Here is a 25,623-nt window from a genome sequence, read left to right as displayed (position 1 = left end):
GAAGAGTTTTAGAAGAAATGTCTACTGAAATCCAAGAGATGCCCGAGCAGGGAGAAATTGTACTCGCTACTGTAACTAAGGTAATGGATCATGGAGCATATGTGACACTAGATGAATATGATGATATTCAAGGATTTTTACATATTTCAGAGATTGCTCCAGGTTGGATAAGATCAGTAAGTAGATTTGTCAAAGATGGAGAGAAAAAAGTACTATTAGTAAAAAAAGTAAATTCCAAACGTGGCGATATTGATCTATCATTAAAACAAGTGTCAAAAGATCAGAAAAAACAAAAGCTAAAAGAAGTTAAAAAATTTGAAAAGGGTAAAACATTATTGCAAAATGTTCAGGAAAAAGCAAAACTTTCAGATGAAGAAATTGAAGAATTAGAAGATAGTATTTATGCAAAATTTGATTCTGTATATGATGCGTTCATAGAGATTGGGAGAAATGGTATAGAATCTGTTAAAGAACTTAAACTTGCAAAAAAAACTGCAACTGTCATTGGAGAGATTTGTTCCAAAATTAAACTTCCATCAGTTGAAATTAGAGGAATTATGGAGATTACAAGTAATAAATCAGATGGAGTTGAAATTATTAAAAAAGTGTTATTGGGTGTTATCAAAAAAGATCCTACTATAGATATTACTTATTTGGGAGCACCAAAGTATAGATTGTCAATAACTTCAGAGAATTTTAAAACTGCAGAAAAATCATTAAAGCCAATTATTGAAGAAATTCAAACCAATATAGAAAAGAAAAAAGGTTCATTCAAATTTACTAGAGAAGAGTCTAAGAAAACAAGAGAAAATTAAAATGAAGTTTCAATTAAGAAAATGTATCAAATGTAATCAATATACTTTAAAAGATAAATGTCCAAAATGTAATGAAGAAACAATATCTGCACATCCAGCAAAATTTTCACCAGATGATAAATACATGAGATATCGACTCGCTGAAAGATACAATTAGGAATTTAATTTAATTTAATGGTATGTAGTCTTTATTGATCTCATAAACAAACACTCCAATTACGTATCCTCCTTTGTCAACATCAAAACTTGGCGAAGAGTAAACTAATCGTAAAGGGCCATCACCATCTTTTGGAAATTTAATATCTTGTGTATATATGCCAGTAAATCCAGGTTGATATGTTTGAGATTGCTGATTAGCGTTTAAATCAACATATGCTAAAGGAGTGAAAGGAATCATTTGACCCAGTAATGTCTCATTCCAGAAATAGTTAGTTCCACTAAGCCCATCAGAATAAAGATATTTGTCTAATGGTTCATTAGCTATTCTCATAAACCATATTTTCTTTGATTCATCACCACCTCCTTGTAATGTAAAAATGGATTGATCACCATTATCAATATTTAATCTTTGACCAGCAACAAAAACAAGAATATAGTCTGCTTGCATTTCAAGTAGCATTTCTCTTCCTTCATCTGGAGAACTTAGAAAAATTTTTGCTATTCCTTTAATTATTTGATCAGCCAAAGTAGAATTATCTGCAAGAGAGGCTCGTTCTGCTTTAGTTTGAATCCAATATCCATAATCCCACCAAGCAGCTATAACTGAATCCTTAGGTGTATTATTTTTAATCCAATCCATAGTATCAATCCAATCAGTAGTGCTGATTCTATAGGGACTTCCACCATTCATAATGGTGGGAGGATTGTTAGATGCTGAGAAAACATTTCCACTAACAGGATAAAATAATGGAATAGTTAGCAGTAATACTATTCCAATTACAAAAGAGGATTTTATTGCAAGATTTCTAATTTTTTTAATTTCTATTTTGTTTGAGAATAATTCTTTTAATAATATGGCCAATCCTAAAGAAGAAAGTATGATTATTGACAATGATGCAAATACTTCTAATCTTACAAATGCTGAACTAATATAAACTCCAATTAAACCAATAATTAATGCAAAAGAAATCATTTCATTTTTAATAAAATAATATTTTTTAGAATTTTTTAATATTAACCATATTCCAAGTCCTGCAAATATCATCAATATTGAATGAAAAAGAAAAGATTGTCCAATTGTAGTTGTTGCATGTTCAGAAACAGAATCTACAAGTGGGTCAGTAGTTGTCAAAAATGGATTAATTGCATTTAGGTATCTGTGACTAGGTAGTGGAAGAAATGATGAATCAGTATTTATTAAAATAGTACTAAAACCAATTATGAGAATTGCTGCAAGAAAAATTAATCCATTTCTATTTTTAGATTGTTCACTACTCTTATATTGAATAAGAATGCATGATACCAAAAAAATAGTAGTTATGATTAAGGATAATCCTCCTAATCCAGCTATGAAATTTGTTCCTAATCTTTCAAATGCTAGGGATGTAAGAATAGTAGATATTGTAAATATGGGAATGATCCAAATCAAAAATTTATGATCTGTTCGTAAGAAAGGTAGTGTTAAGAAAAAAATGCCTAGAGGTACAATGAAAAATTGATCTCCGCCCCAAGCAGATAGACCAAATATAATAAAAATTCCAGAAAAAATCATCTTAGGAATTGCAATTTTATGATTTTTTGAATTTATTCCGCTTAAAAAAAGATAGATTGCTAATATGCTAAAAAACAAACCAAGTGGTTCAGATTTAAACCAACCAATTTGACCACGAATAATAATTGGTAATGAGATAGAAAAAAGTAAAGATGCGAATAATCCAGAAGTTGTTCCTCCAATGGTTCTAACTAGAGCAAAAACAAGAATAGTTGTTAGAGATCCAAAAACTACTGGAAACAAAATGGTAAAATCATAAAGATTTCCACCAGCACCAAAAATCCAATAAGTGGTAGCTGCTGTAAGATGCAACATTACTTGAGAAGTTTGAGATACATCACGACCATGAGGATACCAACTTAGTTCATCATTCCATTGAAAATATGAATCGAATCCATTATCGACCATATATTGTGTTGCTCTATAGTTGAAAAAAGGATCAAACTCATTTAGTTCCCATCCAAATCCTGCAGGTTGTGATCTAATCAAAAAGGAAATTGAGAAAGATAATGAGAGAATTCCTATGATTAAAAGATGATTAAGTTTTAGATCAAATTTTCCAATATGCAATATACTAGAATTAGAATTCAATGTTTTTGATCATTATTCTATGTTTATTATTCTTTTTAAAAAATTGATTTTTCTTGCATTAAATAAGTGCAATTATGGAGCATATTTTCCTTCAAGTTTTGCTTCAGAAATAATATGATTCTTCATAGATTCTTCAACATCTGCTTTTGTTGAATTTTGATCTAAATTTAGATCTATATCCAATGCATAAAGTTTGAAAATATAGAGATGTTCTTTATCTGGTGGTGCTGGTCCGCCATAGCCAATTTCATCAAAATCTGTTTTTCCCTCAATTGAATTTATAGGAATAGAGTTTTCTGCTATTTGTTGTATATTTGGAGGAATATTCCACAAAACCCAATGTGTCCATACTTTTCCAACTGCTTTTATTGCATCTGGATCATCCATGATCAATACCAATGATTTTGTTTCTGCTGGAACTTGGCTAATTATTAAAGGTGGACTGAAATTTTCATTTTTGTACCCATATTTTCTTGGAATTGTTCCTCCATTTTCAAAAGATGTACTCTTCAAAATCATACCAATCAATATTATTTAAAAAAAGTCTTAAAGTTAAATTTTTCTAAGATTCCAAGACAATTTTGTCATTTGATAATGAGATTATAGAACTTCCAGCTTGTTTGATCTGTTTTTTTAATTCTTTATCCATGGTTCCAATAAAAGAGTGATTATCCTTTACAAAATCCAATAATTCTTTATCAGCAAAATTTCCACAAATTGGAATTATTTTCAGATTTTTTATAAAGTTTATAGTTCTCATGATATCTTGTTTTTTTTCAGATATTTTTTGTAATTTTTTTAACTCTGTTATTACCACTTCTGGTACAACAAAAGAAATGGATCCTATCTCAACATCAAGGTTATCAATATTTTTGATTCGTTTAGTTGCCAAATGGATTAAAAAATTAGTATCACAGATTACTTCAACCAATTATTCCGGCACCAATTAGTCTCCATCTTTCATCAATTCTTCTACTTATTGCTACATTACCACCTTCAAAGATGCAAGCAGGCCTTCTGAGTTCGATCTCAACATTTTTTGATTTTATTTTAGTAACCTTACCTAATATAGGAGCAGTTCCAATATTGAGTCTAAGTAGTTCTCCTGATTGAATTGGCTGTACTTTGGTATCCTCAGTAATTCCTACTGCAACATCAAACAGATTTACTTCAAGTTTTAATTCTGTAGAATTGTCAGGAAGAGTATCGGGTTTTCCAATTACTGAACCAATAAATGAATCACTCCTAGTCATAGAAGGATCTAATTTTGTTCCTATGGCAACTAGCCCACCAGGTTTGACAGATTCAACAATTCCTGCAGCAGTACCTAATGATGTAATTTCTGTTAGTAAGGGTTCGTATGACTTTTTTTTCTCATTTATGATGCCAGGTTTAATCTCAATTTCATCTCCAATTTTAAAAACGCCTTGGGTTAGACTGCCGCCAATTACACCTCCTTTGATATCTTTTAATTTTATACCAGGTTTGTTTACATCAAACGAACGTAAAACATGCATTACAGTATCCTTCTTTTCATCTCTTTCTGGAGTTTTAATTGTAGATTCTATAGAACCAATTAGCGCATCTATATTTAATCCAGATTGAGCAGAAATTGGAATTATTGGTGATTTTGCAGCAAAAGTTCCTTTAACAAATTTTGTAATATCTTGATAGTTTGCCAAAACTTCTTTGTAGGGAAGTAAATCAACTTTGTTTTGAACCACAACAATTTGTTGTATGCCAAGTGTTTGAAGAGCCAAAAGATGTTCTTTGGTTTGGGGTTTTGGAACTTTTTCATTTGCAGCAACTAATAACAAAGCACCATCCATTAAAGCAGAACCTGAAAGCATATTTGCCATCAGACTTTCGTGTCCAGGACTATCCACAAAACTTACAACTCTAGATAATTCACTTTCTTTTCCACAATTATTACATTTTGGAGTTGTGGAATATCCTAGAGGTTCCTCACAACTTTTACATTTGTAAAATGCAGCATCAGAATAACCTACACGAATTGTAATTCCTCGTTTTAATTCTTGACTATGAACACTTGTCCAAGAACCAGTTAATGCTTGAATTAGAGTAGTTTTTCCATGATCTACATGACCTGCAGTCCCAATGTTTACACATGGTTGATAACCATATTTTTTGATATACCAATCAGGAAGTGTCTCTCTCCAATGCATGACTCAAAATGTAGAATCGGTATATGTTAAGTTATTCTTTTTTATCTTCAGTTTTTTCTGCTGCATCTTCAGCAGGTGCTTCAACTGGTAATTCTCCATCAAATTTACAATTTACTTGATAGATTTCTTCAGATACTGTATTTCCACGCATTAGTTTTCTCTTTCTTTGTCCAGTCTCTGCATCTTGTAGACCTACTCCTTTAGAAAGAAGAACTTTTTTTCTTGCAGAACCGTGAACATCATTTCTCATAGGAACTCCAGATTTGTCACTTCCTCCAGTAAGTTTTAATTTTCCAGATAGTCCAACAATTGAGGCATCTGTTTCATTTCCAAGTTGTAAACCTAACAAAGGATTAGCATCACTATCTTTGAGTTCCTTTGAAACTGACTTTCCTTTAATATCTGAAATTGTAAGTTTGAAGTTTGTCAATTATTCCAAAAAAAAGTTGAACGACTAATTAACCTTTGGACATTATTTTTAAATCAAGATTCACTAAGATAGGTAATGGGGGAAGACATTAGATGTCCAAGGTGTGATAAAATTATGGTCGATATGCAAGCATGTCACATGTTTTGTCCCAATTGTGGGGCACACTTAGATTGTTCTGATAAAGGAAGTTATTGGTAATTACATTCCTGATCGATCTGGAATATAGTCTGTTGCCATATTGATTGCCTGATCTTTCATGATTTCAAGATATGAATCGTAGTCTGCTTCAAAGTTACAATGAGGGCATTTTACATTGGTAATATCATCATCTAAGATGGCAACTTTTTCACATTCAGGACATCTTGCATCCATGTATTAGTTTTCTAATTAAGATATTTAATCATAGTTAATCAATCTCTTCTAAGCGGAGTTAGTTTAGTCTGGTATGACGTCAGCTTCCCAAGCTGAAGGCCGCGGGTTCAAATCCCGCACTCCGCATTATAGCTCTCTTATTGCTTGCTCAATAATACCTCTATCAGGAGCTTTTGGATAATATTTTAAATAATTTTTAAGATCATCTTTTGCTTCAGAATTTTTGTTTTGTTTTTCTCTTAGATACGCTCTGTTTTTGTAAATTTTAGCAGATCTTTTTGGATTAATTTCAATAGCCTTTGAGTAATATTTTTCTGCTTTTTCAAATTGATTTGTTTTAAGATAAAAATTTCCTAAGCCGTTATAAGTCAAATATGATCTTTTATTGATGTCTAAACATTTTCCATACAAATTTACACATTCAGGAGAATTTTGTTCATTCATTATAGAACCCAATTGATGTAAAGCAGTAGAATTATCTGGATGAATTTCTAAGGCTTGTTTTAATGATTCAAGTGCATCAGAAGAGTTTTTGAGAATATTTTGTCGCTCAGATATAAGACATAATCGATTAGATTTGTCAGTATAATCATTTTCAAGTTTTAAAGAAGACAAAACATCAGATGGAGCTAACAGTATCAATAATCTTCCCTCTTCAGTCCATTCTTTATCAAAAATATCTTCAGGTATTGCTCCTTCCTGTTGTTCCCCTTCTTGATTACCTTTCTGAACATAATGGAGAATTGTTTTTTCTTTATCATCATAACCAGTAATGATAGATGCATGTTGAGTGATTTCTGGAATCCCTGGAAGAATAACAATTGGCGGTATTCCAGAATCAATAATTTTTTTCAATTCTGATAAAGATGAATTTACTAGCTTACATGCTAGACCATGTCTTTCTGCTGATTCTATTCCTTCAATAAGTATACTACCACTAAATCCCGAATATTTTTTTGCAGTCTCTATAGCTTCTGACATTGGTAATTCAATGTTCCAATATTTTGATACAACGTTGATGGGTAATGGAAGACAAATATTTTCTTCTTCAACAAGAGGTAAAAGTAATTCATGTTCATCTTGTTCCATAAATTAAAGAAATTTTGAGAGTTATTAAAATCAATCAGAGTTTACAGAATTTTTCAATTAAATCATTACCATCCTCAGTCATCTCCGGATGAAATTGGGTTCCAAAAATTGACTTTTTATCATATTGAATAATTTCATATTTACAATTATTTGATTCTGCAAGAGGAACTAAAACGGGAGGTAAGCAAGATATTTCAAATCCATGACTTTCAAAAACTTGCAGAGATCCACCACAGATTGGATTATCTTTGAATATTTTGATTGTTTCATTTCCTTTTTGAGGTAATGGAATCTTTCTAATTGTACCACCTAAGGTAAGAGCTAAGATTTCCGCACCATAACAAATTCCAAGTAATTTGACATTATTTTTTATTGAATGATTAATAATTTTAGAATTTATTTCGTTAATCTTTTTTTCATTTTTTCTTCTTCCAGATAAAATAAAAGAATCATAATTAGAAAGCAAGTCCAGGTTAAGAAGTTGAGGAGTTTGTTTTTCAAATAAAAGATTTTTTTTAGTTAAAAAATCACTTAAATTTTTTGTAAAGATAGACCCATTATCAACAACTAAGAGCAATTAGTTGCCTACCTCAATTGAGACATAATGTATCTCAGAAATTCCATCTTTGACAAATATTGTTCCAATATTGAGATTGTTTTCTTCTTGCCACATGAAGACTCTATCACTGCGTGGTTTTACAAAGTCATCAATGAATTCATTGAGAAACTCTTCAGTGTTTTTACGATCACCTTCAGTAAAGAAGAATAGTTCACCTTCATTAAATGATAATGGGATCTGAATTGATGTTGGTTCAGATACAGTAATGTTATTTTCTTCAAATACTGATTTTATTATACTAATTCTATCACTTCTAACTAATTCAACATAATTGTCATCTGCAGTTGTGACAGTTGGTGCAACTCCAGAAACTTTCTTCAAGTATGCTTCAAATGCTTTTTCTTGGGTTTCACCCAATCCAACAAAGTATTCCCCATTAAATGCAGCACCTACTGCAGCAATGGTACCTAGTTGTGCAACTACACCACCAGCTCCTGCAGTATACACCGGAATAAAGTAAATATCATGATCACCTACACGATACAAAATATTATCACCAATTCTTGGATTTCTTAAAAGTGTCTTTAGTTGAGCAAACTCTGGGTCTCTGTCTAGTGCTTCTCTAACTGCAGTAGGACCAATTAATTTGGTTGTAGAGTTTAATGGAACTTCATAGAATTGCAAGTTTCCTAGATTTGTTAGATCATTTTCAACTACCATATATCCTGCAAGGTTTCTTCCTTGAGAACCTCTTAATTCCAATGAAAGTAATCCTAAAAATTCAGTTTGTGCAAAGCCTGGCGGTTTGGCTTCAACATAATATGTATCAAGACCACGTGGGATCTCATAAAATTCATTGGCCTGAATAAATGTCTCAACATTGGTTACGTGATAAATGTTATACATCTCGGTCTTCCAATTAAATAATTCGACCGGATATCGGATTTGTTCTTCTAGCCATTCTGGCATTGGTTTGAATTGTTCAGAATACTGACTGGCAAACATCTCTGAAAAGAAATCATCTCCAGTCTTTAGTAATTGGATATCACCATTGTAAGTATCTACTAGCGCATAACCTACTAAACGTAAGTATGGATTTCCAACAGACCATGGAACATCAAAAGTATCAAATCCAATAATTAATGGAATTAGCCAGTAAGAGTTTGTACCATCAGTAACAGGAAGTGAATCTAGTTCTTTTCCAAATAAATCATAAAGGAAGTAGGGGTATAATGTTTCCATTCTATCATGTACATCTTTGTATCTCATGATGTGAACTGACTCTGCTGGAAATGAGAGTAAAAAGTTTGGCTCAAATATCCAACTTAGTGGTGGTGAAACATCCAATCCACCTATTCCTGAATAAGACACTCCCCCTAATTCTGCACTAGCAGACCCTCTTGAATTTGGATAACCAGACCAAGTTTGCTCAAATAATCCACCTTCACCATAGTAAATCTCTCTTTGTTTGAAAAATTCACCACTATCAACAATTTGACCATCTGTTGCTTCAAGTGTTAAGAATCCATTTGGAACGTGCGTATAAACAAGATGTTCGTTATACCATCTATTTTCAAGGCTAACGGAAGTTGGTAAAATTGGTTTCATTGAAGCAGTCCAATAAAGAGTATTGTTAAAGCGGAGAATATCATTGTCTTCAAAGTCTACATATGGAATAAGACCAATCTCGGGCTTTAATTTAGCAAAAGCTGCTTCCCAATCCCAGACTCGAATGACATCAAGTACATCACTATGTTGATTTACATAATTTTTGATATTATTTGCAGAAACAGATGTTAGTCGAACATCATGAATATTTTCTTGTACATTATTTAATTCACCAAGATATCGATTTACTCCAATCTGTTGAGCTGTATATGGACCCAAAAATTCAATCTTTTTTGCATCAGCTATACTGTTGTTAACAGAAACTACACCTGCAACAATAATTGCAATTGCAATTATACTTAGAATTCTAATGTAAACATCTCTTTTAAACATATGAGTCAGAACACGTGCTCTAATTCTATCAACTACTGAGAATGCAATTAGTGCAAAACCTATGAGAAGTGTTCCACCAATCACATATCTTGTATTATAATCAATTTGGTCAGTAAAGAAGAGATTAAATCCTGCCCAAATTATTCCAATTCCTATTATCCCTTCAATTGTTGAAACATAGTTTAGATATCTTGGCTTGCCATCATTAGAATCATGTAAAAATGAGGTAATTACATCGATTATTCGATGAATTCCAACATACAAAACTAGACGCAATCCAATTGCTGCAAGTAATGGAGGAATCAGAATTACTAATGCTGGAATCATTGGAACAACATTTTCAGCTGCAAAATTTGGATTATTTTCAGGAGTTACAAATGGTAAAGAAAATAGTTTTGGTAGATTTTCAACACCCAAATAATTACCATCGATAAATGATACAGATGCAAATCCAAACATGATATTTGCAAAGAATGCGCCAAAAAGTAAAATTTTGGTAATTTGCCAAATTACAAATTGTATAGGTGATAGGTTGTATTCTTTAAAATGTGAAATATTATTTGAGATTGATTGCTGCCCTCCACTTCCAATAAATCCAATTGCTGTTCTAATGGCATACCAGAAAATCGAAGATCTTGCAGAAATATTTACACGAACAAGTGCAATTGCAGATAGAATTATTGTAGAGACAAGTGTGTAATAGAGAGGTTTACTGAATTGATCACCAAATTCGGTAAAATTCATTGATAAAATTACTGCCTGATTTCCAACCATGGCAAAAATTACTATGCCAATAATGACTACAATGCCTAATCTGATGAATTTTCCAGCATCAGGAGGGGGAGCTTGCTTATCAGTAGAGGCGCTATACAAAATCAAATTTTCTTATGATTTGGTAAATTAATGTCTTACCAGCAAAATTAAGCAATTCGTGCCAATTTTTTACAAATCATATAGACTGCTGCAAAGATTGGAATTGTTATTTTTTCATTGTTGTATGGCCCAAATTTTTTATTTTTCAGTTTGAATTCTATTGGAAAATTTGCTAAAACTTCTACAGTTTCATCACTTAGAAAAGATGCATCTATGTATGGATCAAATTTTGATATATCTTTACAAAGAATTTTTGTAAGACCACTTTTGCTGTTAATAGATCCTGGCAATCTAAAGATTCTGTGAATATCCATGGTTACATTCGGATCAATTTTTACTCCAATGTTTTCAGATACATTATCGAGTGTTTTTTGGAAAGAAGAATAACCATTTTCAAGTATTTCTGAAATAATTTTTGAGCGCTTTGATTTTGTTCCAAACACATGTTTTGAGAATCTTCCTTTCCATCCTTTATCATCAAAATCAGGAAAAGATGAGCGGTCTGGTTTGAATTTCTTCATTCCAAAAGTTTCAGGAATTGCTCCACGTAGCATAATGTAATCAGATAGTTCTGATCTTTCTCTAGAACCAATTTTTTGGAATTGAGATGTATACACATAAACATGAAATCCTTCGTTTCCTGAAAAATAAACTTGAATATTTTCTTTATTTATTGCAAAATCATCAACTAGAATTTCAGATAATTTAGATACCTCAACTTTTGATGTATCAATACAATTTTTGCATGGTAATGATTTTTTTTCTAATTTTGTAGAATTGCATTTTCTACATTGTTTTGAATTCTTTGAGATCTCATTGCATTCATTGCATATTGATACTGTATGATTATCCCTACACGATAAATTGAGATCTTTTGCATCAATATCAAAGATTAGATCTGCCTCCTTCCAATCTTTTTCATTCATTGGTAAATTTGGAAATGAATAGTATGCATTTGAACAATAAACATCAGAGGGAACATTTTGCATAAATAACAGATGTAGTTCTTTGTCATCTTTGATTTGGATATGACGAGTCATTCCTGAATTGAATTTTTGGTAACCAAATTCTCTCTCGGATGTTCTTTCAGGTACATGAATGAGATCAAAATGCTCAAAATAGTATTTTTTAAACGAATCTTCTAGAAATTTTATATCAGCTTCTTGCATTATTTTCTCTTCTTTCCAAATTGTAATGGGTTAATGATATTATCGCAGTCAGATGTTGCAAAACAGAGACTTTGTGTTTTTAGTTTCTCACATGAAGGACAAGAGTATTGAGTTCCACTTCCAGAAGTTCCTGCTAGATGATTTAGTTGATACAGTGTCACACGCTGATTATAGTCAGGAGCATTTTTGAATAGCGGTGCAATTTGGTCAACTGTTTGACCTTTTGAAAGAAGAAAAGTGGCTAGCATGAATCGTCCTGAATGCGGTAGGTTTTCACCTTTCTCAAGTACATTAATTGCATGCTTAATGCATGGTGGATATTCTCCAGTCGTTACAGTAAAAGTTGCAAATTTTTTAGATAGTAATGCAAGTTTGTTAACTGAATCCTCAAAACCTGGAATCATTGCAGGAGTTTTTGCATTGATAATTTTGGAATTGATGTATGTTCCTAATTCTTTTCTTATCAATCTAACTGTTTCATGTGGAGTTAAAAATACTAGTCCATTTTCCACATGCCTATTGATTAATTTCCATTCTCTTTCATGAAAATTTATTGAATGTTTTAGATAATCTGATACTGGAATTACAAAATAATCATCTTGTTTTTCAACCTGAACTGAAAAGAGATCATCAATTACTCTAATTGCCAATTCTTTTTTTGACTCGTCTGAAATATTTGATAGATCTCGTTCAAGATATTTTTCTGCACGTCGAGCTTCTGCTAGTGCAAATCTTTTGATTAGAGTATGCATCCCACATAGTTTTAGCAGTACAATTGCTAATAGAAATGAGAAAACCTCTCTTGGGAGTGCTGCCTCTTTTGAGACATGATCTCCAATTAGATCAGACTTGTAGATTTTTCCATCTGCTGCCACGAGAATTCTATCATATGCTTTATCGATTAGTTGCTTTAGATCAGGATCAGTTCCAAACTGCTCTAGTGAAAATCCTTTATCTTTGAGATATTGTCCAGCATCTGCCAAAAATGGATACTTTGCCATTTCATCTTGGCCTAATGCAATCATGATAATGATTCACTTAATTTACATAAAAATCTGGTTTTTAGGATTTGATGCTGGTTTAAATTATGTTTTAAGAAAATTATCAAATATGCAGATCGGTTGTCATGTCTCAATATCAGGATCGATTGACAAAGCAGTTGATAATGCAGTTGAGAGAGAATGTACTGCTTTTCAGATATTTACTAGAAATCCAAGAGGATGGCATGCAAAGGAACTATCAAAGGAAGATATTGCAAATTTTAAAATAAAATTAAAGGCAAGTAAAATTGATAGATTTGCAACATGTGCACATATGCCATATCTACCAAATCTTGCATCACCAAAAGATGATGGATTTGAAAAGTCAGTTAACAGTTTAATTAATGAAGTTGAGAGATGTGCACAGTTAGGTATTCCTTATCTTGTAACACACCTTGGTAGTCATTTAGGTACTGGAAAAGAAGCTGGAATTAAACGATTAGTTGAAGGATTGACAAAAGCTGGAAAAACAAAAAATGATGTAGTAATTTTACTAGAGAATACTGCAGGTCAGAAAAATTCTGTGGGTTCTGATTTTAAGCAGCTCGGTGAAATCTTCAAACAACTAAAGCCTGCAAAGAAATTTGGTGTTTGTATTGATTCTTGTCATGCATTTGTTGCAGGATATGATTTACGAACAGACGAAAATGTAAAGGAAACATTTTCTGAATTTGATAAACATGTTGGAATTGAGAATTTGAAAATTTTGCATTTAAATGATGCTAAAGGTGAACTTGGTTGTAATTTGGATAGACATTATCATTTAGGATTAGGAGGAATTGGAGAGAAAGGAATTTCTGCCATTATAAAATTTGCAAACAAGAAAAAAATTCCAATAATTTTAGAGACACCAATTGATGATGAAAGAGATGACTTTGAAAATATTAGAAAGGCAAAGGAGTTTGCGTAGAAATTTATTTCATGTATGAATGGATTGTATCATGAACTATGAAGAAGTAATGAAATTGGCACTTGAGCGTGGGTTTTATTTTCCTAGTTGTGAAGTTTATGCAGACGCACAGGCTGGATTTTGGGAGTATGGACCATCTGGTGTTGGATTAAAAAATAAATTTCTAGAATTATGGAGAAGAGAATTAATCAGACGAGATGGAATGCTTGAGATTGATGGTTCTCAAATTATGTCAAAATCAGTTTTTGAAGCGTCAGGTCATCTTGGAAATTTTGCTGATCCAATAATCAAATGTACAAAGTGTGATTCTACATTTAGAGCAGATAGAACAATTGCAGAGATTGCACAAATAGAAATTCCTGAAAGTGCAGATTTGGATGAATTTGATAATGCAATTTTACAAAATAACATAAAGTGTCCAAAATGCAAAGGGGACTTTGATAAGACTAGAAAATTCAACATGATGTTTCGAGTTGGAATTGGTCCTCAAGATGATGAAGCATATCTTAGGCCAGAAACTTGTCAATCAATCTTTGTAGATTTTCCTAGACTTTTCAAGACTATGCGAGGAAAACTTCCCTTTGGAATTGCGCAGGTTGGGAAGAGTTTCAGAAATGAGATAGCACCCAGACAGAGTTTGCTTCGTCTAAGGGAATTTTATCAGGCAGAAATTGAAGTTTTTTGTAATCCATCAAAGTTAGAGGAAGTGGAAAACTTTTCAGAAATTGAAAATACAGTAATTAGAGTTCAAACAGATGCAGATCCTGTATCCATGACATGTAAAGAAGCAGTAGAGTCAGGAGTAATTCCAAATAAGTTTGTTGCATATTACTTGGGGATATTGACTGAATTTTATGAGAAAACTGGAATTGATATTACAAAGAGTAGATTCAGAAAACTTGGCGATAAAGAAAAGGCATTTTATGCTGAAGTTGCATTTGATTTTGAAGTAGAAACTACTATTGGATGGTTAGAACTTGTTGCATGTAATTATAGATCAGATTATGATTTGTCTAGTCATGCTGTAAAAAGTAAAGAGAAATTTGAGGTAATGGATAATGATGAAAAAGTTTTACCTCATGTATTTGAGATTTCTATGGGAATAGATAGAAGTCTTTACACTATTTTGGAGCACAGTCTCAAAGATGACAAAGAACATGAGAGAGTTGTATTATCTCTCAAGCCATATTTAGCTCCGGTTCATGTCGGGATTTTGTCTCTAGTCAAAAAGGACGGGTTAAAAGAGAAAACTGATGAGATTTACCTTCAAATAAAGCGTAAATGTGATGCATTTCTGGATCATTCAGGGGCTATTGGTAGGCGTTATAGAAGACTAGATGAAATTGGGGCACCATTTGCAGTTACTGTTGATCACCAAACACTAGAAGATGAAAGTGTAACCATTAGAAAAAGAGATTCTATGGAACAAAGCAGGGTTAAGATATTGGAACTTGATTCAATAATATCTGAATCAATTGCATTTCCATAAATTAAAAAATTAATTTATTTGTTAAAATTTATTTTGAATTAATATCAATCATCGTCATGATATTTGTCATTATGTTTATCATACTCTTTCCGTCCTAATCATCTTCTCCGTCATCATCATGGTGTCCGTGTTAATGAATTGAATGTTAATATAATTAAAACAAAAAGAATGAACCGTTCGTCCTAATCAATCTACTCAAAGGTGGAAGTAGAGGATTGTGACGAAAGTCCAGTTGAAGATGGTACAGATGGGAACTTGTCTCCTATCTGTTGCTCAGCTACTGCAGATGCTTCTTGGAGAATCTTTTCTGTTTCTTCACTTGAAACATCAGATTCCATACTAAATGAATCTCCTGCCAGGGAGTCCATCATCAGTCCATTAAGTGTCTGAGTCATACTATTCAATTCTGAATCTGCTTCTGGCATAAATCTTCCAAGCGATGACTTCAATCCCTTCATTGTAGACATTGCTGGTCCAATTGCTACCATAGCATCACCAAGATCATGAATAGTTGTCAGTCTTAGTTGTACTTGTTCTAATGACATTCTTGCATTGCCGAGCATCTTTGTAACCTTACGAATTTCAGCTAATTCGTTAGACAAAACTCTACTTGTGCTAGTATCATGTTGTTGCATTGCAGTCACGACTCTTTGAAAGAGTTGCGCATCTCTTTCGTGCAGTTTACCTAACATAGAGTCCATTTTTGATATTTGGACTTGTAGTTTGTTTACTGCAGTTTGAATTCGTGGTTTTAATGCACCTTGAGGCTTTACTGCTTCACGGAGTTTGCCAGTTACGCTTTGAGTCTCTTGTCGAGCCCAAGTCTTATCGAAGTTTGGCATGATTGCAAGTTTAGAAATTTAGTCTTAATTGACGGTGTGGATTTAGATCAACTTTAGAGTAAATAAAGTTAACAAATTATTATCCAAGATCTTTTAAGATTAATTGTGGTAAGAATTACAGTTTTTGATTCTGGTCTGGGCTCATTATCTATAATTCATGCAATGCAAAAAATATTCAAGGCTGAAATTATCTATTTTGCAGATAGCCAAAATTATCCTTATGGAACAAAATCACATGCCCAATTAAGTAAAATTATGGAAAAAAACATCAGCCTATTGCAGGAACAATTTTCACCAGATTTCATAGTTGTTGCATCTAATACACCAAGTCTAATGCTTAATTTGGCAACACAGAAAATAATTGATGTAAAGCCACCATTAAATTATGCTAAAAAGATATCAAAAACAAAACAAATTGCAATAGTAGCAACAGAGAGTGCAATTAACAGCGAAGGTTTGAATCAATACATTAAAAAAAATAATTTTCCAAAATCTTTGAAAATTCTTAAGATAAACGCTTCTGATCTTGTAGAATTAGTTGAATGTGGAAAATTTATTACAAATAAGCAATATTGTAAAAAAATTATCAAAAAAATTCTAGATCAAAAAATATCCCAAAATGACATTGATGTAATAACACTATCTAGTACTCATTTGCCATTTTTGAAACCACTATTTGAAAAAGAATATCCACATGTTAAATTTCTAGATCCAGGAAACATGATTGCAAAAAAGATTTTCTTAAAAATTAAAAATAAGCAATCAAAAAGAAATACATTGAAAATATTTACATCGGGTAATATCACAGAATTTCAAAATAAATTGAAAAATATTGGTATTAAAAATAAAGTAAATTTCTTATCTATTTGACTTTAGCTTTTCTGTAACCATGACTAAATTTTTTGTCATATAGTTTAGAATATTCATATGTTTTTGGATCAATTACATCACTAATAACTACAATTGCTGTTCTTGTAATTTCTTCTTCTTTAATTTTTTTTGCAATGTCTTCAAGTGTCCCTTTAATTATTTTTTGATCTTTCCAGCTAGCATGATATACAACTGCAACTGGTGTTGTTTTTTTGTATCCACCTGCTATTGCCTCTTTTACTAGTTTAGAAAGTAAGTGTACACTAAGATAAAAGATCAATGTAGCTTTATGTTTTGCAAGTTCAGATACTTTTTCACGTTTTGGCACTTTGGTTCTAGATTCTGCTCTTGTTACTATAATTGTCTGAGTAACACCGGGAAGAGTTAGTTGAGTTCCAAGTGCAGCAGCTGAGGCTAAAAATGCAGTTACTCCAGGCACGACAACTGATTTGATTCCTTTTTTCTCAAGATTATCAATTTGTTCTTTAATTGCACCATAAATTGATGGATCACCATCATGAAGTCTCACTATAAGTTTTCCAGATTTTGCATTTTCGTACAACAGATCAAAAATTTCTTCTCTTACTAATTTTGCTGCATCATAGAGTTTTCCTTTTTTACAAAATTTCAAAACTGGTTCCGGAATCAAAGATCCTGAATAAACTACAACATCTGCTTTTTGAATTAATTTTTTGGCTTTAACTGTAATTAGTTCAGGATCCCCAGGACCGCATCCTACAAAGAATACATCAGACACGTTTTACCACCAATATTGAGAAATATTTTGTAGTTAATGTATCATCGTTTACTTCACCCAAAGTGAGTTTTCGAATAATTTCATGATCCGTTCCAAGATCTTGTCCAATTGCAAATATTGAGTTATCTGGAAATCCAGACTCTTTTAGAACTTGTATCACTTGATCAAAATATCTTCCATCTTTTAGAAATACCATCGTCTCAGAATTTTTTGCTATTTCTTTTACACTAGATAGATCATAGCATGATGGAATAATTGCAACTTTCTCTGCACCTTCTGCAATGCTTACACCAACCTTTGAGGCAAATGTGAACATTGAAACAATTCCAGGAATGACACTGATTTCCATATCTGGATAATTTTCTTTAAGATCCTTGTGCATGTATATCCAAGTGCTGTATAGATAAGGATCACCAACTGTTAGATATACTACATTTTTTCCAGATAAGACAGTTTCTGCCATTATCTTTGCATTTTTTTTCCATGTCTCCTCCAGAACATCTTTGTCTTTAGTCATTGGAAATATTAGCTTTACAATTTTTTGATTTTTTGATTTATCAATTAAAGGGGAAACTACTGACAATGCAATGCTGGGTCTGTCTTCTTTGGAAGCTGGACACATGATAATATCAGCGTCATTTATGGCATTTACTGCCTTTACTGTAAGTAATTCTGGATCTCCTGGACCCACTCCAATTCCAATTAATCTAGGCATAAAAAATCTGACTTTGTTCCCAATTAAATATCTAGATTAGACTCTGGTGGCAGAAATTATAGTTACAGGATTTCTTGCAAGCATCATGGTTCCAGTACTAGTCTTTCTACTCTTCGATATAGTTACTTGAGTAATATCCATAGATTCAAACTGTAATTTATCTAAAATTTGCAAAACTGAATAAAGTGTCTCAATTAGTATTATGCCAATTACAATTCTACCACCTGACTTTAGTTTATTCTCAGAGAGTTCAACTATGTCTTTTGTATCACCGCCTGTTCCTCCAATAAATATAACATCAGCTTCTTCAAGGTCTTGTATCTTTTCTTTTGCATCTCCAAAGATTACTGAAATATTTGAAAGACCAAACTTTTGGATATTCTTTTTTGTTAATTCTATTGCATTCTCATCATGATCAATTGCCAATACTTTACCTGACGATTCAATTTGAAATCCAGCTTCAATAGAAATAGAGCCACTTCCACAACCTATATCATAAACAGTTTGACCTGGTTTTAATCGAGCTTTGCTAATTTGAATGGTTCTTACTTCTTCTTTTGTGATTGGAACATTTTCTGTTCTCTCAAAATATTCATCAGGAATTCCAGGTGATTTGTAATTCCACATATGCAATCGTCATTTGTTTTTAGATATTAATTCCACTAGAAATACTTCCTGCATGAACTAGTGTATAAGTTACAATCCAAGTAAACAAGTACAAAAAGACATAGCTTCCAATAGCTTGTGTAACTATTTTCTTTCTATCTGAAGATGGTAGTTGCATTTTCATTCCTTTTGCAACTATAATTGTTCCAAAAAACACTATAATCATAAATGCAATTGATGCCCATCTTCGATCTTCACCTTCAATATCTTCAAAGATAAAAGTTGCAGCAGTACCTGCTATTACTGCCAAGACCACACGCATCCAAAATAATTTGTTTAATTTTCTATCTTTTTCACTTTTCTCAGCGACACTAACTGGTGGATCAGTTGATGGAGTATTAGGAATAGGCTCAGATTTTTCTGTTTCAGGAATATCAACTGAATTCTCTTTTCCTGATTCTTTTTTTGAATCATCAGGTCCAGTAGTAGGCTCATATTTTTTCTTTTTGAATTTTGCCAAAGTAAATTTCTAGCGTGACTCAGGCAAACCATGTTTAATATCTTTGGTCAAAGATTGAGCACGTCATAGCAAGGGTATAATTTTAGATATAAAATATCATATTCATGACGTTATCAGGAATAGAACTACGATACTTGGTAAATCAAATTTCAGAGCAAGTTCAAGACTACTATATCAGTAACATTTACGGTGTTACAAAAGACAGTATTCTCTTCAAGCTTCACCATACTGAGAAAAGTGATCTATTCATGATGATTTCAACATCAGGGGTTTGGCTAACTAAAGTAAAAATTGATCAGATAGAACCGAACAGATTACTCAAAAGATTACGAAGTGATCTTCTCAGATTAAAATTAAAAAAAATAGAACAAATTGGTGCAGAAAGAATTGCATACTTTACATTTGAAGGATTTGGAAAAGAATTTGTTCTAGTGGGAGAATTTTTTGGAGATGGAAATATACTACTTTGTAATAATGATATGAAGATTCTAGCACTACAGCATTCAATAGAAGTTAGACATAGAAAGCTTAGTGTAGGATTGGAATATGTACAACCACCAATAAGTGGGTTAGATATTTTTAATATATCAGAATCAGATTTTGAGGATCTTAAAACAACAGACTTGGTTTCAGCAAAATGGTTTGGTCGAACTTTGGGTTTGCCAAAAAAATATGTCGAAGGAGTATTTGAAATTGCAAATGTTGATGGAAAAAAAATAGGTAATCTGTTAACATCCGAAGAGATTAGGCAAATTTTTGATACTACAAAAAAAATTGTTTCAGATATAGTATCAGGAAATCATGAACCAGTTATTGTTAGAAATGAAAAAGTTGAAGTTCTTCCAATAAGATTAGGAAAATTAGATGGTGAAGTAACAAAAGCTAATAGTTTCATAGAAGGATTGGATACTGTTTTTACTCAAAATATAGTTGAAAAAGGAAAATCAATTCAATCAAGTGGTCCTGATAAAAAAATTAAAGAACTCCAAACTCAGATTTTGGAGCAAGAAAAAGCAATTGAAACAGTCAAGGAAAGATCAAAAAACATCACAAATGTAGCAAATTCTCTTTTTGAAATGGTTTCACGTGGAATTATATCAATAGAAGATAATTCTGCTCAAGAGATTTTAGCAGAACACAATGCAAAATTAATCACAGAAAAAGGAATTCCATTAATTGTGATTCAAGATGAAAAAATAAAGATCAACACTAAAGCACCACTTCAATCAATTGCATCTGTATTATTTAATGAAGCAAAAAAACAATCAGGTGCAATAAAATCAATTCAAGAAATCAAAGAAAAAACAATGAAAAGCTAGAAAAATTACAAAACAAAACAGAATCTGAAAAAGACATAACTATGATTTCAGAAATTAGAAAGAAAAATTGGTATGAAAGATATAGATGGTTTTTCACATCTGACGGTTTACTTGCAATTGGTGGAAGAGATGCTGCATCAAATTCTGCTGTAGTTAGAAAGCATTTAGTAAAAAATGATAAAATATTTCATGGTGATATTTTTGGTTCGCCATTTTTCATTCTAAAAGAAGCAGAAAATGCACCAGATAGAAGTATGAATGAAGTTGCACATGCCACTGTTTGTTTTAGTCGTGCATGGAAAGAAGGAATGTACGGTGTTAGTGCTTTTTGGGTAAAACCAGAACAAGTAAAAAAATCTGCTCCAAGTGGAGAATTTCTACCAAAAGGTTCCTTTACAATTGAGGGACAAAGAAATTTTATCAAATCAGATACACTCAAACTTGCAGTTGGAATCATACCACAAGATGAAGATTATGTCTTAACATGTGGTCCGCCAGAGCCAATTAAAAAAAATTCTATTTGTTATGCAATAATTGAACCACATGGATTAGAATTGGTTGATGTTGCAAAAAAATTACGAATAGAGTTTTTAAAAATGCATGAAGACATAACAAGGAAAATCAATCTTGATGAATTTGTACGTGTCTTACCATCTGGTAAAAGTCAGATTAAAGAAGTTAGTATTGGAGATTTAGAAATTGAAAAGTTTACTGATACTGAATTAGATTAGAAGACTCGGTATCAAGGGATATTTTCATTCCATTTTTAATAGAATTGAATTCTTCATCTGAAATTGTAATTAATGGAATATTTGCTAATGCACATCCAGTTGCTACTGTAAGATCTGCTTTTAGACATATCATTGCAAGAGGTGCAGAATTGTTTGATTTTATTGAATAAATTGTATAGGCACCAACGCTACTACCTACTCCTGAAGGAAATACAAGAATTACATCTTTTATTGATTTTCCAAAAAGATCATGATTGTTATCGCTGATAATTCCTGTTTTTTTATCAACAGTTCCTAGAAAATTAATTGGATTTTCAGATTTTAAAACAATTCCTTGAACTTGTCCTGCAACTAGAATTTTGTTCATCTTGTTTCATCTTGAACTATTTGTGATAAGGATTTTAGATTTACATCTACACCATTAGAATTTTTAAGATAAAATGCACCCTTGATACTATTTGTAGTGACTGAATCAACATTTTCTTTATTTATCAAAGGTGTTAAACACGTACAACAATCAGAAAGAATTTCACATCCTGCACGTTCAAGTTCTGTTGTGTATCCAATTTTTTTTGCTTGGTCCTTTACAGTTCTAGGACAAAAAATCATACATCTCTTTTGAAATGATTTACCTTTTAGCATACTTGTAAGATCAGATATCTCATCTAAACCTAATTGCGGACTACCAAGTGTAATCAAATCACCTTTTTCTGCAGTATTTAGCTCATCATGAACATTTCGCATATCTTTTTCATCAAAATCTATTTTTTCACAATTAGAATCGCCATCACCAAAAATAATTTAGCGCAGGTTCCTGATGTGCCCATTCCAACACATTGCTTTGCGTTGTCTTTTATCCATCTCTGCAAGACCAGAGATATTTACAGATGTATCTCCAACTTTTCCTGCAAAAAATCCTCCATATGTTCATTTGGATTTTTTTTCATGTTAATTGTAATGTTTGGAGTATCATCTTTTCTTATTGAAGAGTAAGGACTTTTTCCAACTATTGCACTTGCAAGTGCACTAAATGCACTTTCTTTGTTTGTTTTTAGATTATCATAAGAGTTTGCATGAATTGCAGCATTAGATTCTGCAAATGCTACTGTGTTTTTTTTGGAATATCAAAAATTTCATAAGGAATGCATGAAAATGAAGGAACTACACCCATTGTTTCATATGAATGTCTAATAGACAGTTGCTTTGAGATAAAATTTTCATCTAATCCATAGTTTGCAACATTGTCAATATCAAACCCCATTGGATTAAGAGTTGTTTTTACTGAAACTCTCGCATTTTTGCTAATATTAGAGAGAAACTCTTCGCCTGCATCACCAATTGTGTTATAATTTACACCAGAAAGATGAGCCCATTCGATTGGGATTAATTTCTCAGCATCAGTTGCCTCGCCTGTTGCAACTAAAATTCTATATGCCATCTGCATAATTTCTCCTTGTTCGCCTTTTAGTGCAGATTCTTCGTCTCTAGTTAGTTCCAATGGAAATCTTTGTTATTACAGTTATAATACTTGTACGTAGATCTTTGTTGAAAATGGAAAAAATTCTTCGTGGAATGACTGAGACAATGAATTCTGTAAAGCCACCAAGAATTACAGCATTACAAGATCTTCATGATGCAGAAACTGGTCCTTTTAGTATTTTAATTGGAACAATACTTTCTGCTAGAACTAAAGATGAAGCTACAACAAAAGCAGTAAAAGCATTATTCTTAAAATACAAAAATCCAAAGGAACTTGCAAAAGCGAAGATAAAAGACGTAGAGAAAATTATAAAATCAATTGGATTCTATCATGTAAAATCAAAAAGAATAATCGAGGTTGCAAAGATTATTGACAAAAAATACAAAGGAATGGTTCCAGATGATCTGGATACTTTGGTTCAGCTTCCAGGAGTTGGAAGAAAGACTGCTAACTGTGTACTAGTGTATGCATTTGAAAAGCCTGCAATTCCAGTAGATATTCATGTTCATAGAATCTCAAACAGATTAGGATTAGTCGATACTAAAAATCCTGAAGATACAGAACAAGAATTAATGAAGAAAATTCAAAAAAAGTACTGGATTGATATTAATGATACATTTGTAATGTATGGCCAAAATATTTGCAAGCCTATTTCTCCAATGTGTGATGTCTGTAAGATTAAAAAAAGCTGCAAATATTACAAAACTAAGAACGCTTCTTAGTTAGAAACAACACTCCGACTATTATTCCAACACCTGCTGCTATGTAAAATGGAAACAGTGCAAACACATTCTTTGCAGGATCGCCTGAAAGAATTTCTATAGTCATGCTCCCAGAGTTAACTGCCGGAGGATCAGTGGAGCCCTCCATCCCATGTACTGAATACGAATCGATTGCAAACGTGCCAATATCCAAATTGGTAACTACAATTCTTGCCCCATTATTCACGGTAAGTCCTGCCCTGTCAGTAAATGATACGATGGACTTGGCTTGCGGGTACCAGCCCCTGTCCTGAGCACTGTGAACTACGACGTATCCTTCTTTTGGAGTTTGGACTGCAACCCAAAACTTGTTGTCAGGCTGAGGTCCCATGCCAACTTCGACAAATTCATCGTGAGTCTCCTCATCATATATTCTGAGAACTGCGTTTCCGTTTGGATTTGCATATAGCAGATTGTTATCAATTGTCACCTGCCAGCTAACGGCATGAACGTCATCAAGGGATACTATTGGCGCATCTCGCAAGACTCTGTTGAACTCATCTGCAGGAATCTCTATTGTATCAATGAGCAGTGACGGGTTTTTTACTTCTTGGGCAAATGCGGGAGTGATGAGAAGTCCTAAAAACAATACTGCAAACAGATACTTCACAAGCAGAAACAAGTTTGATTGAATAAAAATCTAATCAACAAATGGTTTTGGATGATTTAAAATTACTTTAGCTACTTCTGGTCTTAGAATAAATTCAGAAGGTGCTTGACCATTTTGAATCATCTCTCTTAGTTTAGTTCCACTGATTTGCTCTTTGTCATCATCACCATGTGGACATGCTTTAGGAGTTGTATATGTAAGACATTTCTTACAATAGAAGAATGGTGGGAAAAACACTGGAGTAATTTCCAGTTCTGGATAGTCATCAAAGATTTTTTGTGCAGCAAAAGGATCATAAAATGTCCCAACACCCGCATGGTCTCGTCCAATAATGATATGTGTACATCCATAATTTTGTCTCATAATTGCATGATGAATTGCCTCTTTTGGACCAGCATATTTCATTTCAGTGTGTAGAGTTCCAAGCATACATCTGTTTTCTGGATAGTATAATTTTATCATGGTTTCATAGCATTTTATAATAACTTCATCAACAAAGTCGCCTGACTTTTTCTTGCCAATAATTGGATTGACAAATACTCCATCCCGTGTAGTAATTGATGTCTTTTGTAGCATCTCATGTGCAACATGTGGAGGGTTTCTTGTTTGAAATGCACAAATTGTCTTCCATCCTACTTTGGTAAATGCTTCTCGTGTCTGATTTGGTGTTAGTCTATTTTTCCTAATTTCAGTATCAGTTGGTCTTTGAATATAGTCAATCTTTCCTCCTATCAAGTAATTCTGCATTGACATTGTCTTTGCAACACCTGGATGAGAGTTATCATTTGTTCCGTATACTCCCCGAACAGTTTTTTCTTTATCAAAAGAATATGTTTCATCAACATGTAAAACTGCAACTCCGACTCCATCTGGATTTTTTAACAATACATCTTTTGATTCTTTCATTTTAGATGCGGTTTGTTCATCAACATCAAGTACAATTGGAATGGTCCAAGCTAAATCATTTGTCAGTCTTCCTCGTGAAACAACACTTTCAAAGTCTTGTTGTCCCAAAAATCCCTCAAGTGGACTAAATATTCCATCTGCAATATTTTCAACATCATTTGCAAGATCTTCTGTAATTGTAATTGAGAACAGTCCAGTTGGATCAACCTTGGCGATTCTGTTTACTAGAATTCCACCATGCGGTTTAATTGAGTTATTTTCTGACATGTTT

The 25,623-nt window shown here is 32.5% G+C and carries 26 protein-coding genes, 1 tRNA gene and 2 pseudogenes; 8 read left to right on the top strand and 21 right to left on the bottom strand.

Going from position 1 to position 25,623, the window contains the following annotated elements; translation table 11 throughout:
• The first annotated feature begins 17 nt into the window (after nucleotides 1-17).
• Both C5F50_RS00385 and C5F50_RS00380 read left to right on the top strand, forming a co-directional pair.
• On the top strand, nucleotides 18-815 hold the full coding sequence (locus tag C5F50_RS00385; RefSeq protein WP_179371769.1) for a translation initiation factor IF-2 subunit alpha: 798 nt from the start codon (nucleotides 18-20) through the stop codon (nucleotides 813-815).
• A 1-nt stretch (nucleotide 816) separates the two neighbouring features.
• Nucleotides 817-972, top strand: a complete 156-nt coding sequence (locus C5F50_RS00380; RefSeq protein WP_179371768.1) for an RNA-protein complex protein Nop10 — start codon at nucleotides 817-819, stop codon at nucleotides 970-972.
• Nucleotides 973-981: 9 nt separating this feature from the next.
• On the opposite strand, the gene C5F50_RS00375 is transcribed toward C5F50_RS00380, so the two are convergent.
• From C5F50_RS00375 to C5F50_RS00350, 6 genes are all read right to left on the bottom strand, one after another.
• Nucleotides 982-3,117 (bottom strand): STT3 domain-containing protein, encoded by a 2,136-nt coding sequence (locus tag C5F50_RS00375; RefSeq protein WP_179371767.1) that lies wholly within the window; start codon nucleotides 3,115-3,117, stop codon nucleotides 982-984.
• A 72-nt stretch (nucleotides 3,118-3,189) separates the two neighbouring features.
• Nucleotides 3,190-3,636 carry a YbhB/YbcL family Raf kinase inhibitor-like protein gene (locus C5F50_RS00370; RefSeq protein WP_179372847.1) on the bottom strand — a complete coding sequence of 149 codons (447 nt, stop codon included), beginning with the start codon at nucleotides 3,634-3,636 and terminating at the stop codon, nucleotides 3,190-3,192.
• A 43-nt stretch (nucleotides 3,637-3,679) separates the two neighbouring features.
• Nucleotides 3,680-4,048, bottom strand: coding sequence for a type II toxin-antitoxin system VapC family toxin (locus tag C5F50_RS00365; protein ID WP_179371766.1), 369 nt, complete (start codon nucleotides 4,046-4,048; stop codon nucleotides 3,680-3,682).
• The gene (locus tag C5F50_RS00360; RefSeq protein WP_179371765.1) at nucleotides 4,041-5,303 is read right to left on the bottom strand and encodes a translation initiation factor IF-2 subunit gamma; all 1,263 of its coding nucleotides are present in this window, start codon (nucleotides 5,301-5,303) and stop codon (nucleotides 4,041-4,043) included. The genes C5F50_RS00365 and C5F50_RS00360 overlap by 8 nt, the downstream gene beginning before the upstream one ends.
• Nucleotides 5,304-5,334: 31 nt before the next feature.
• Entirely contained in the window at nucleotides 5,335-5,733 is a 399-nt protein-coding gene (locus tag C5F50_RS00355; protein WP_179371764.1) for a S6e family ribosomal protein, read from the bottom strand.
• A gap of 198 nt (nucleotides 5,734-5,931) precedes the next feature.
• A complete protein-coding gene (locus C5F50_RS00350; RefSeq protein ID WP_179371763.1) occupies nucleotides 5,932-6,105 on the bottom strand; it encodes a zinc-domain-containing protein in 174 nt (57 codons plus the stop codon).
• Nucleotides 6,106-6,157: 52 nt separating this feature from the next.
• Here C5F50_RS00350 and C5F50_RS00345 point away from each other — a divergent pair.
• Nucleotides 6,158-6,231, top strand: a tRNA-Gly gene (locus tag C5F50_RS00345).
• Here C5F50_RS00345 and C5F50_RS00340 read toward each other — a convergent pair.
• The 5 genes from C5F50_RS00340 to C5F50_RS00320 are packed head-to-tail and all read right to left on the bottom strand — an operon-like array spanning nucleotide 6,232 to nucleotide 12,821.
• Nucleotides 6,232-7,194 (bottom strand): tetratricopeptide repeat protein, encoded by a 963-nt coding sequence (locus C5F50_RS00340; RefSeq protein WP_179371762.1) that lies wholly within the window; start codon nucleotides 7,192-7,194, stop codon nucleotides 6,232-6,234.
• 34 nt (nucleotides 7,195-7,228) lie between these two features.
• Nucleotides 7,229-7,771 carry a type 1 glutamine amidotransferase gene (locus C5F50_RS00335; protein WP_179371761.1) on the bottom strand — a complete coding sequence of 181 codons (543 nt, stop codon included), beginning with the start codon at nucleotides 7,769-7,771 and terminating at the stop codon, nucleotides 7,229-7,231.
• A complete protein-coding gene (locus C5F50_RS00330) occupies nucleotides 7,772-10,627 on the bottom strand; it encodes a UPF0182 family protein (RefSeq protein WP_179371760.1) in 2,856 nt (951 codons plus the stop codon).
• Nucleotides 10,628-10,674: 47 nt separating this feature from the next.
• On the bottom strand, nucleotides 10,675-11,796 hold the full coding sequence (locus C5F50_RS00325; RefSeq protein WP_179371759.1) for a DNA primase small subunit domain-containing protein: 1,122 nt from the start codon (nucleotides 11,794-11,796) through the stop codon (nucleotides 10,675-10,677).
• Nucleotides 11,796-12,821, bottom strand: a complete 1,026-nt coding sequence (locus tag C5F50_RS00320) for a DNA primase (RefSeq protein WP_179371758.1) — start codon at nucleotides 12,819-12,821, stop codon at nucleotides 11,796-11,798. The genes C5F50_RS00325 and C5F50_RS00320 overlap by 1 nt, the downstream gene beginning before the upstream one ends.
• Nucleotides 12,822-12,906: 85 nt before the next feature.
• On the opposite strand from C5F50_RS00320, the gene C5F50_RS00315 reads away from it, so the two are divergent.
• Nucleotides 12,907-13,746 (top strand): deoxyribonuclease IV, encoded by an 840-nt coding sequence (locus C5F50_RS00315; protein ID WP_179372846.1) that lies wholly within the window; start codon nucleotides 12,907-12,909, stop codon nucleotides 13,744-13,746.
• 31 nt (nucleotides 13,747-13,777) lie between these two features.
• Nucleotides 13,778-15,235 carry a glycine--tRNA ligase gene (glyS, locus tag C5F50_RS00310; protein WP_179371757.1) on the top strand — a complete coding sequence of 486 codons (1,458 nt, stop codon included), beginning with the start codon at nucleotides 13,778-13,780 and terminating at the stop codon, nucleotides 15,233-15,235.
• Nucleotides 15,236-15,426: 191 nt separating this feature from the next.
• Here the strand turns inward: glyS and C5F50_RS00305 are convergent, their stop codons facing one another.
• Nucleotides 15,427-16,077 (bottom strand): Snf7 family protein, encoded by a 651-nt coding sequence (locus tag C5F50_RS00305; RefSeq protein WP_179371756.1) that lies wholly within the window; start codon nucleotides 16,075-16,077, stop codon nucleotides 15,427-15,429.
• A gap of 105 nt (nucleotides 16,078-16,182) precedes the next feature.
• On the opposite strand from C5F50_RS00305, the gene C5F50_RS00300 reads away from it, so the two are divergent.
• Entirely contained in the window at nucleotides 16,183-16,947 is a 765-nt protein-coding gene (locus C5F50_RS00300; protein WP_179371755.1) for a glutamate racemase, read from the top strand.
• Here the strand turns inward: C5F50_RS00300 and cobM are convergent.
• From cobM to C5F50_RS00280, 4 genes are read right to left on the bottom strand one after another with little or no spacing between them, the layout of a single operon-like run.
• Nucleotides 16,940-17,704 carry a precorrin-4 C(11)-methyltransferase gene (gene cobM / locus C5F50_RS00295; protein ID WP_179371754.1) on the bottom strand — a complete coding sequence of 255 codons (765 nt, stop codon included), beginning with the start codon at nucleotides 17,702-17,704 and terminating at the stop codon, nucleotides 16,940-16,942. The two genes, C5F50_RS00300 and cobM, sit on opposite strands and share 8 nt — an antisense overlap.
• A complete protein-coding gene (gene cobI, locus C5F50_RS00290) occupies nucleotides 17,697-18,419 on the bottom strand; it encodes a precorrin-2 C(20)-methyltransferase (protein WP_179371753.1) in 723 nt (240 codons plus the stop codon). The genes cobM and cobI overlap by 8 nt, the downstream gene beginning before the upstream one ends.
• A 36-nt stretch (nucleotides 18,420-18,455) precedes the next feature.
• On the bottom strand, nucleotides 18,456-19,046 hold the full coding sequence (gene cbiT, locus C5F50_RS00285; RefSeq protein ID WP_179371752.1) for a precorrin-6Y C5,15-methyltransferase (decarboxylating) subunit CbiT: 591 nt from the start codon (nucleotides 19,044-19,046) through the stop codon (nucleotides 18,456-18,458).
• A 19-nt stretch (nucleotides 19,047-19,065) separates the two neighbouring features.
• Nucleotides 19,066-19,545, bottom strand: a complete 480-nt coding sequence (locus C5F50_RS00280) for a hypothetical protein (protein ID WP_179371751.1) — start codon at nucleotides 19,543-19,545, stop codon at nucleotides 19,066-19,068.
• Nucleotides 19,546-19,649: 104 nt separating this feature from the next.
• On the opposite strand from C5F50_RS00280, the pseudogene rqcH reads away from it, so the two are divergent.
• A pseudogene (rqcH, locus tag C5F50_RS00275) lies at nucleotides 19,650-21,595 on the top strand (ribosome rescue protein RqcH).
• Here rqcH and C5F50_RS00270 read toward each other — a convergent pair.
• The 3 genes and pseudogenes from C5F50_RS00270 to C5F50_RS12995 form a co-directional block, all read right to left on the bottom strand.
• Nucleotides 21,573-21,962 (bottom strand): aconitase X swivel domain-containing protein, encoded by a 390-nt coding sequence (locus C5F50_RS00270; protein ID WP_179371750.1) that lies wholly within the window; start codon nucleotides 21,960-21,962, stop codon nucleotides 21,573-21,575. The pseudogene rqcH and the gene C5F50_RS00270 overlap by 23 nt on opposite strands.
• Nucleotides 21,959-22,339: an aconitase X gene (locus tag C5F50_RS13000; protein WP_246282081.1), complete on the bottom strand. Its 381-nt coding sequence runs from the start codon at nucleotides 22,337-22,339 to the stop codon at nucleotides 21,959-21,961. Before C5F50_RS13000 ends, C5F50_RS00270 begins: the two co-directional genes overlap by 4 nt.
• A 137-nt stretch (nucleotides 22,340-22,476) precedes the next feature.
• A pseudogene (locus tag C5F50_RS12995) lies at nucleotides 22,477-23,033 on the bottom strand (aconitase X).
• 113 nt (nucleotides 23,034-23,146) lie between these two features.
• On the opposite strand from C5F50_RS12995, the gene C5F50_RS00260 reads away from it, so the two are divergent.
• On the top strand, nucleotides 23,147-23,797 hold the full coding sequence (locus C5F50_RS00260) for an endonuclease III domain-containing protein (protein ID WP_179371749.1): 651 nt from the start codon (nucleotides 23,147-23,149) through the stop codon (nucleotides 23,795-23,797).
• Here C5F50_RS00260 and C5F50_RS00255 read toward each other — a convergent pair.
• Together C5F50_RS00255 and sat are read right to left on the bottom strand one after the other, a co-directional pair.
• Nucleotides 23,781-24,446 carry a hypothetical protein gene (locus C5F50_RS00255; RefSeq protein ID WP_179371748.1) on the bottom strand — a complete coding sequence of 222 codons (666 nt, stop codon included), beginning with the start codon at nucleotides 24,444-24,446 and terminating at the stop codon, nucleotides 23,781-23,783. The two genes, C5F50_RS00260 and C5F50_RS00255, sit on opposite strands and share 17 nt — an antisense overlap.
• Before the next feature lie 30 nt (nucleotides 24,447-24,476).
• Nucleotides 24,477-25,619: a sulfate adenylyltransferase gene (sat, locus tag C5F50_RS00250; protein ID WP_179371747.1), complete on the bottom strand. Its 1,143-nt coding sequence runs from the start codon at nucleotides 25,617-25,619 to the stop codon at nucleotides 24,477-24,479.
• Nucleotides 25,620-25,623: the final 4 nt, after the last annotated feature.

The organism is Nitrosopumilus ureiphilus, from assembly GCF_013407185.1.
In the GTDB taxonomy this organism is placed as follows: domain Archaea; phylum Thermoproteota; class Nitrososphaeria; order Nitrososphaerales; family Nitrosopumilaceae; genus Nitrosopumilus; species Nitrosopumilus ureiphilus.
Note: the sequence above shows the minus strand (reverse complement) of the source record. Positions and strands in the feature narration are given on the sequence as shown.

Excerpts from the sequence above, each read along its gene's own strand:
- C5F50_RS00385 (WP_179371769.1), top strand. The coding sequence starts at position 18 with ATGTCTACTGAAATCCAAGAGATGCCCGAGCAGGGAGAAATTGTACTC.
- C5F50_RS00380 (WP_179371768.1), top strand. The coding sequence starts at position 817 with ATGAAGTTTCAATTAAGAAAATGTATCAAATGTAATCAATATACTTTA.
- C5F50_RS00370 (WP_179372847.1), bottom strand. The coding sequence starts at position 3,636 with ATGATTTTGAAGAGTACATCTTTTGAAAATGGAGGAACAATTCCAAGA.
- C5F50_RS00360 (WP_179371765.1), bottom strand. The coding sequence starts at position 5,303 with ATGCATTGGAGAGAGACACTTCCTGATTGGTATATCAAAAAATATGGT.
- C5F50_RS00350 (WP_179371763.1), bottom strand. The coding sequence starts at position 6,105 with ATGGATGCAAGATGTCCTGAATGTGAAAAAGTTGCCATCTTAGATGAT.
- C5F50_RS00340 (WP_179371762.1), bottom strand. The coding sequence starts at position 7,194 with ATGGAACAAGATGAACATGAATTACTTTTACCTCTTGTTGAAGAAGAA.
- C5F50_RS00325 (WP_179371759.1), bottom strand. The coding sequence starts at position 11,796 with ATGCAAGAAGCTGATATAAAATTTCTAGAAGATTCGTTTAAAAAATAC.
- C5F50_RS00320 (WP_179371758.1), bottom strand. The coding sequence starts at position 12,821 with ATGATTGCATTAGGCCAAGATGAAATGGCAAAGTATCCATTTTTGGCA.
- C5F50_RS00315 (WP_179372846.1), top strand. The coding sequence starts at position 12,907 with ATGCAGATCGGTTGTCATGTCTCAATATCAGGATCGATTGACAAAGCA.
- glyS (WP_179371757.1), top strand. The coding sequence starts at position 13,778 with ATGAACTATGAAGAAGTAATGAAATTGGCACTTGAGCGTGGGTTTTAT.
- C5F50_RS00305 (WP_179371756.1), bottom strand. The coding sequence starts at position 16,077 with ATGCCAAACTTCGATAAGACTTGGGCTCGACAAGAGACTCAAAGCGTA.
- cobI (WP_179371753.1), bottom strand. The coding sequence starts at position 18,419 with ATGCCTAGATTAATTGGAATTGGAGTGGGTCCAGGAGATCCAGAATTA.
- cbiT (WP_179371752.1), bottom strand. The coding sequence starts at position 19,046 with ATGTGGAATTACAAATCACCTGGAATTCCTGATGAATATTTTGAGAGA.
- C5F50_RS00270 (WP_179371750.1), bottom strand. The coding sequence starts at position 21,962 with ATGAACAAAATTCTAGTTGCAGGACAAGTTCAAGGAATTGTTTTAAAA.
- C5F50_RS13000 (WP_246282081.1), bottom strand. The coding sequence starts at position 22,339 with ATGCGAAATGTTCATGATGAGCTAAATACTGCAGAAAAAGGTGATTTG.
- C5F50_RS00260 (WP_179371749.1), top strand. The coding sequence starts at position 23,147 with ATGGAAAAAATTCTTCGTGGAATGACTGAGACAATGAATTCTGTAAAG.
- sat (WP_179371747.1), bottom strand. The coding sequence starts at position 25,619 with ATGTCAGAAAATAACTCAATTAAACCGCATGGTGGAATTCTAGTAAAC.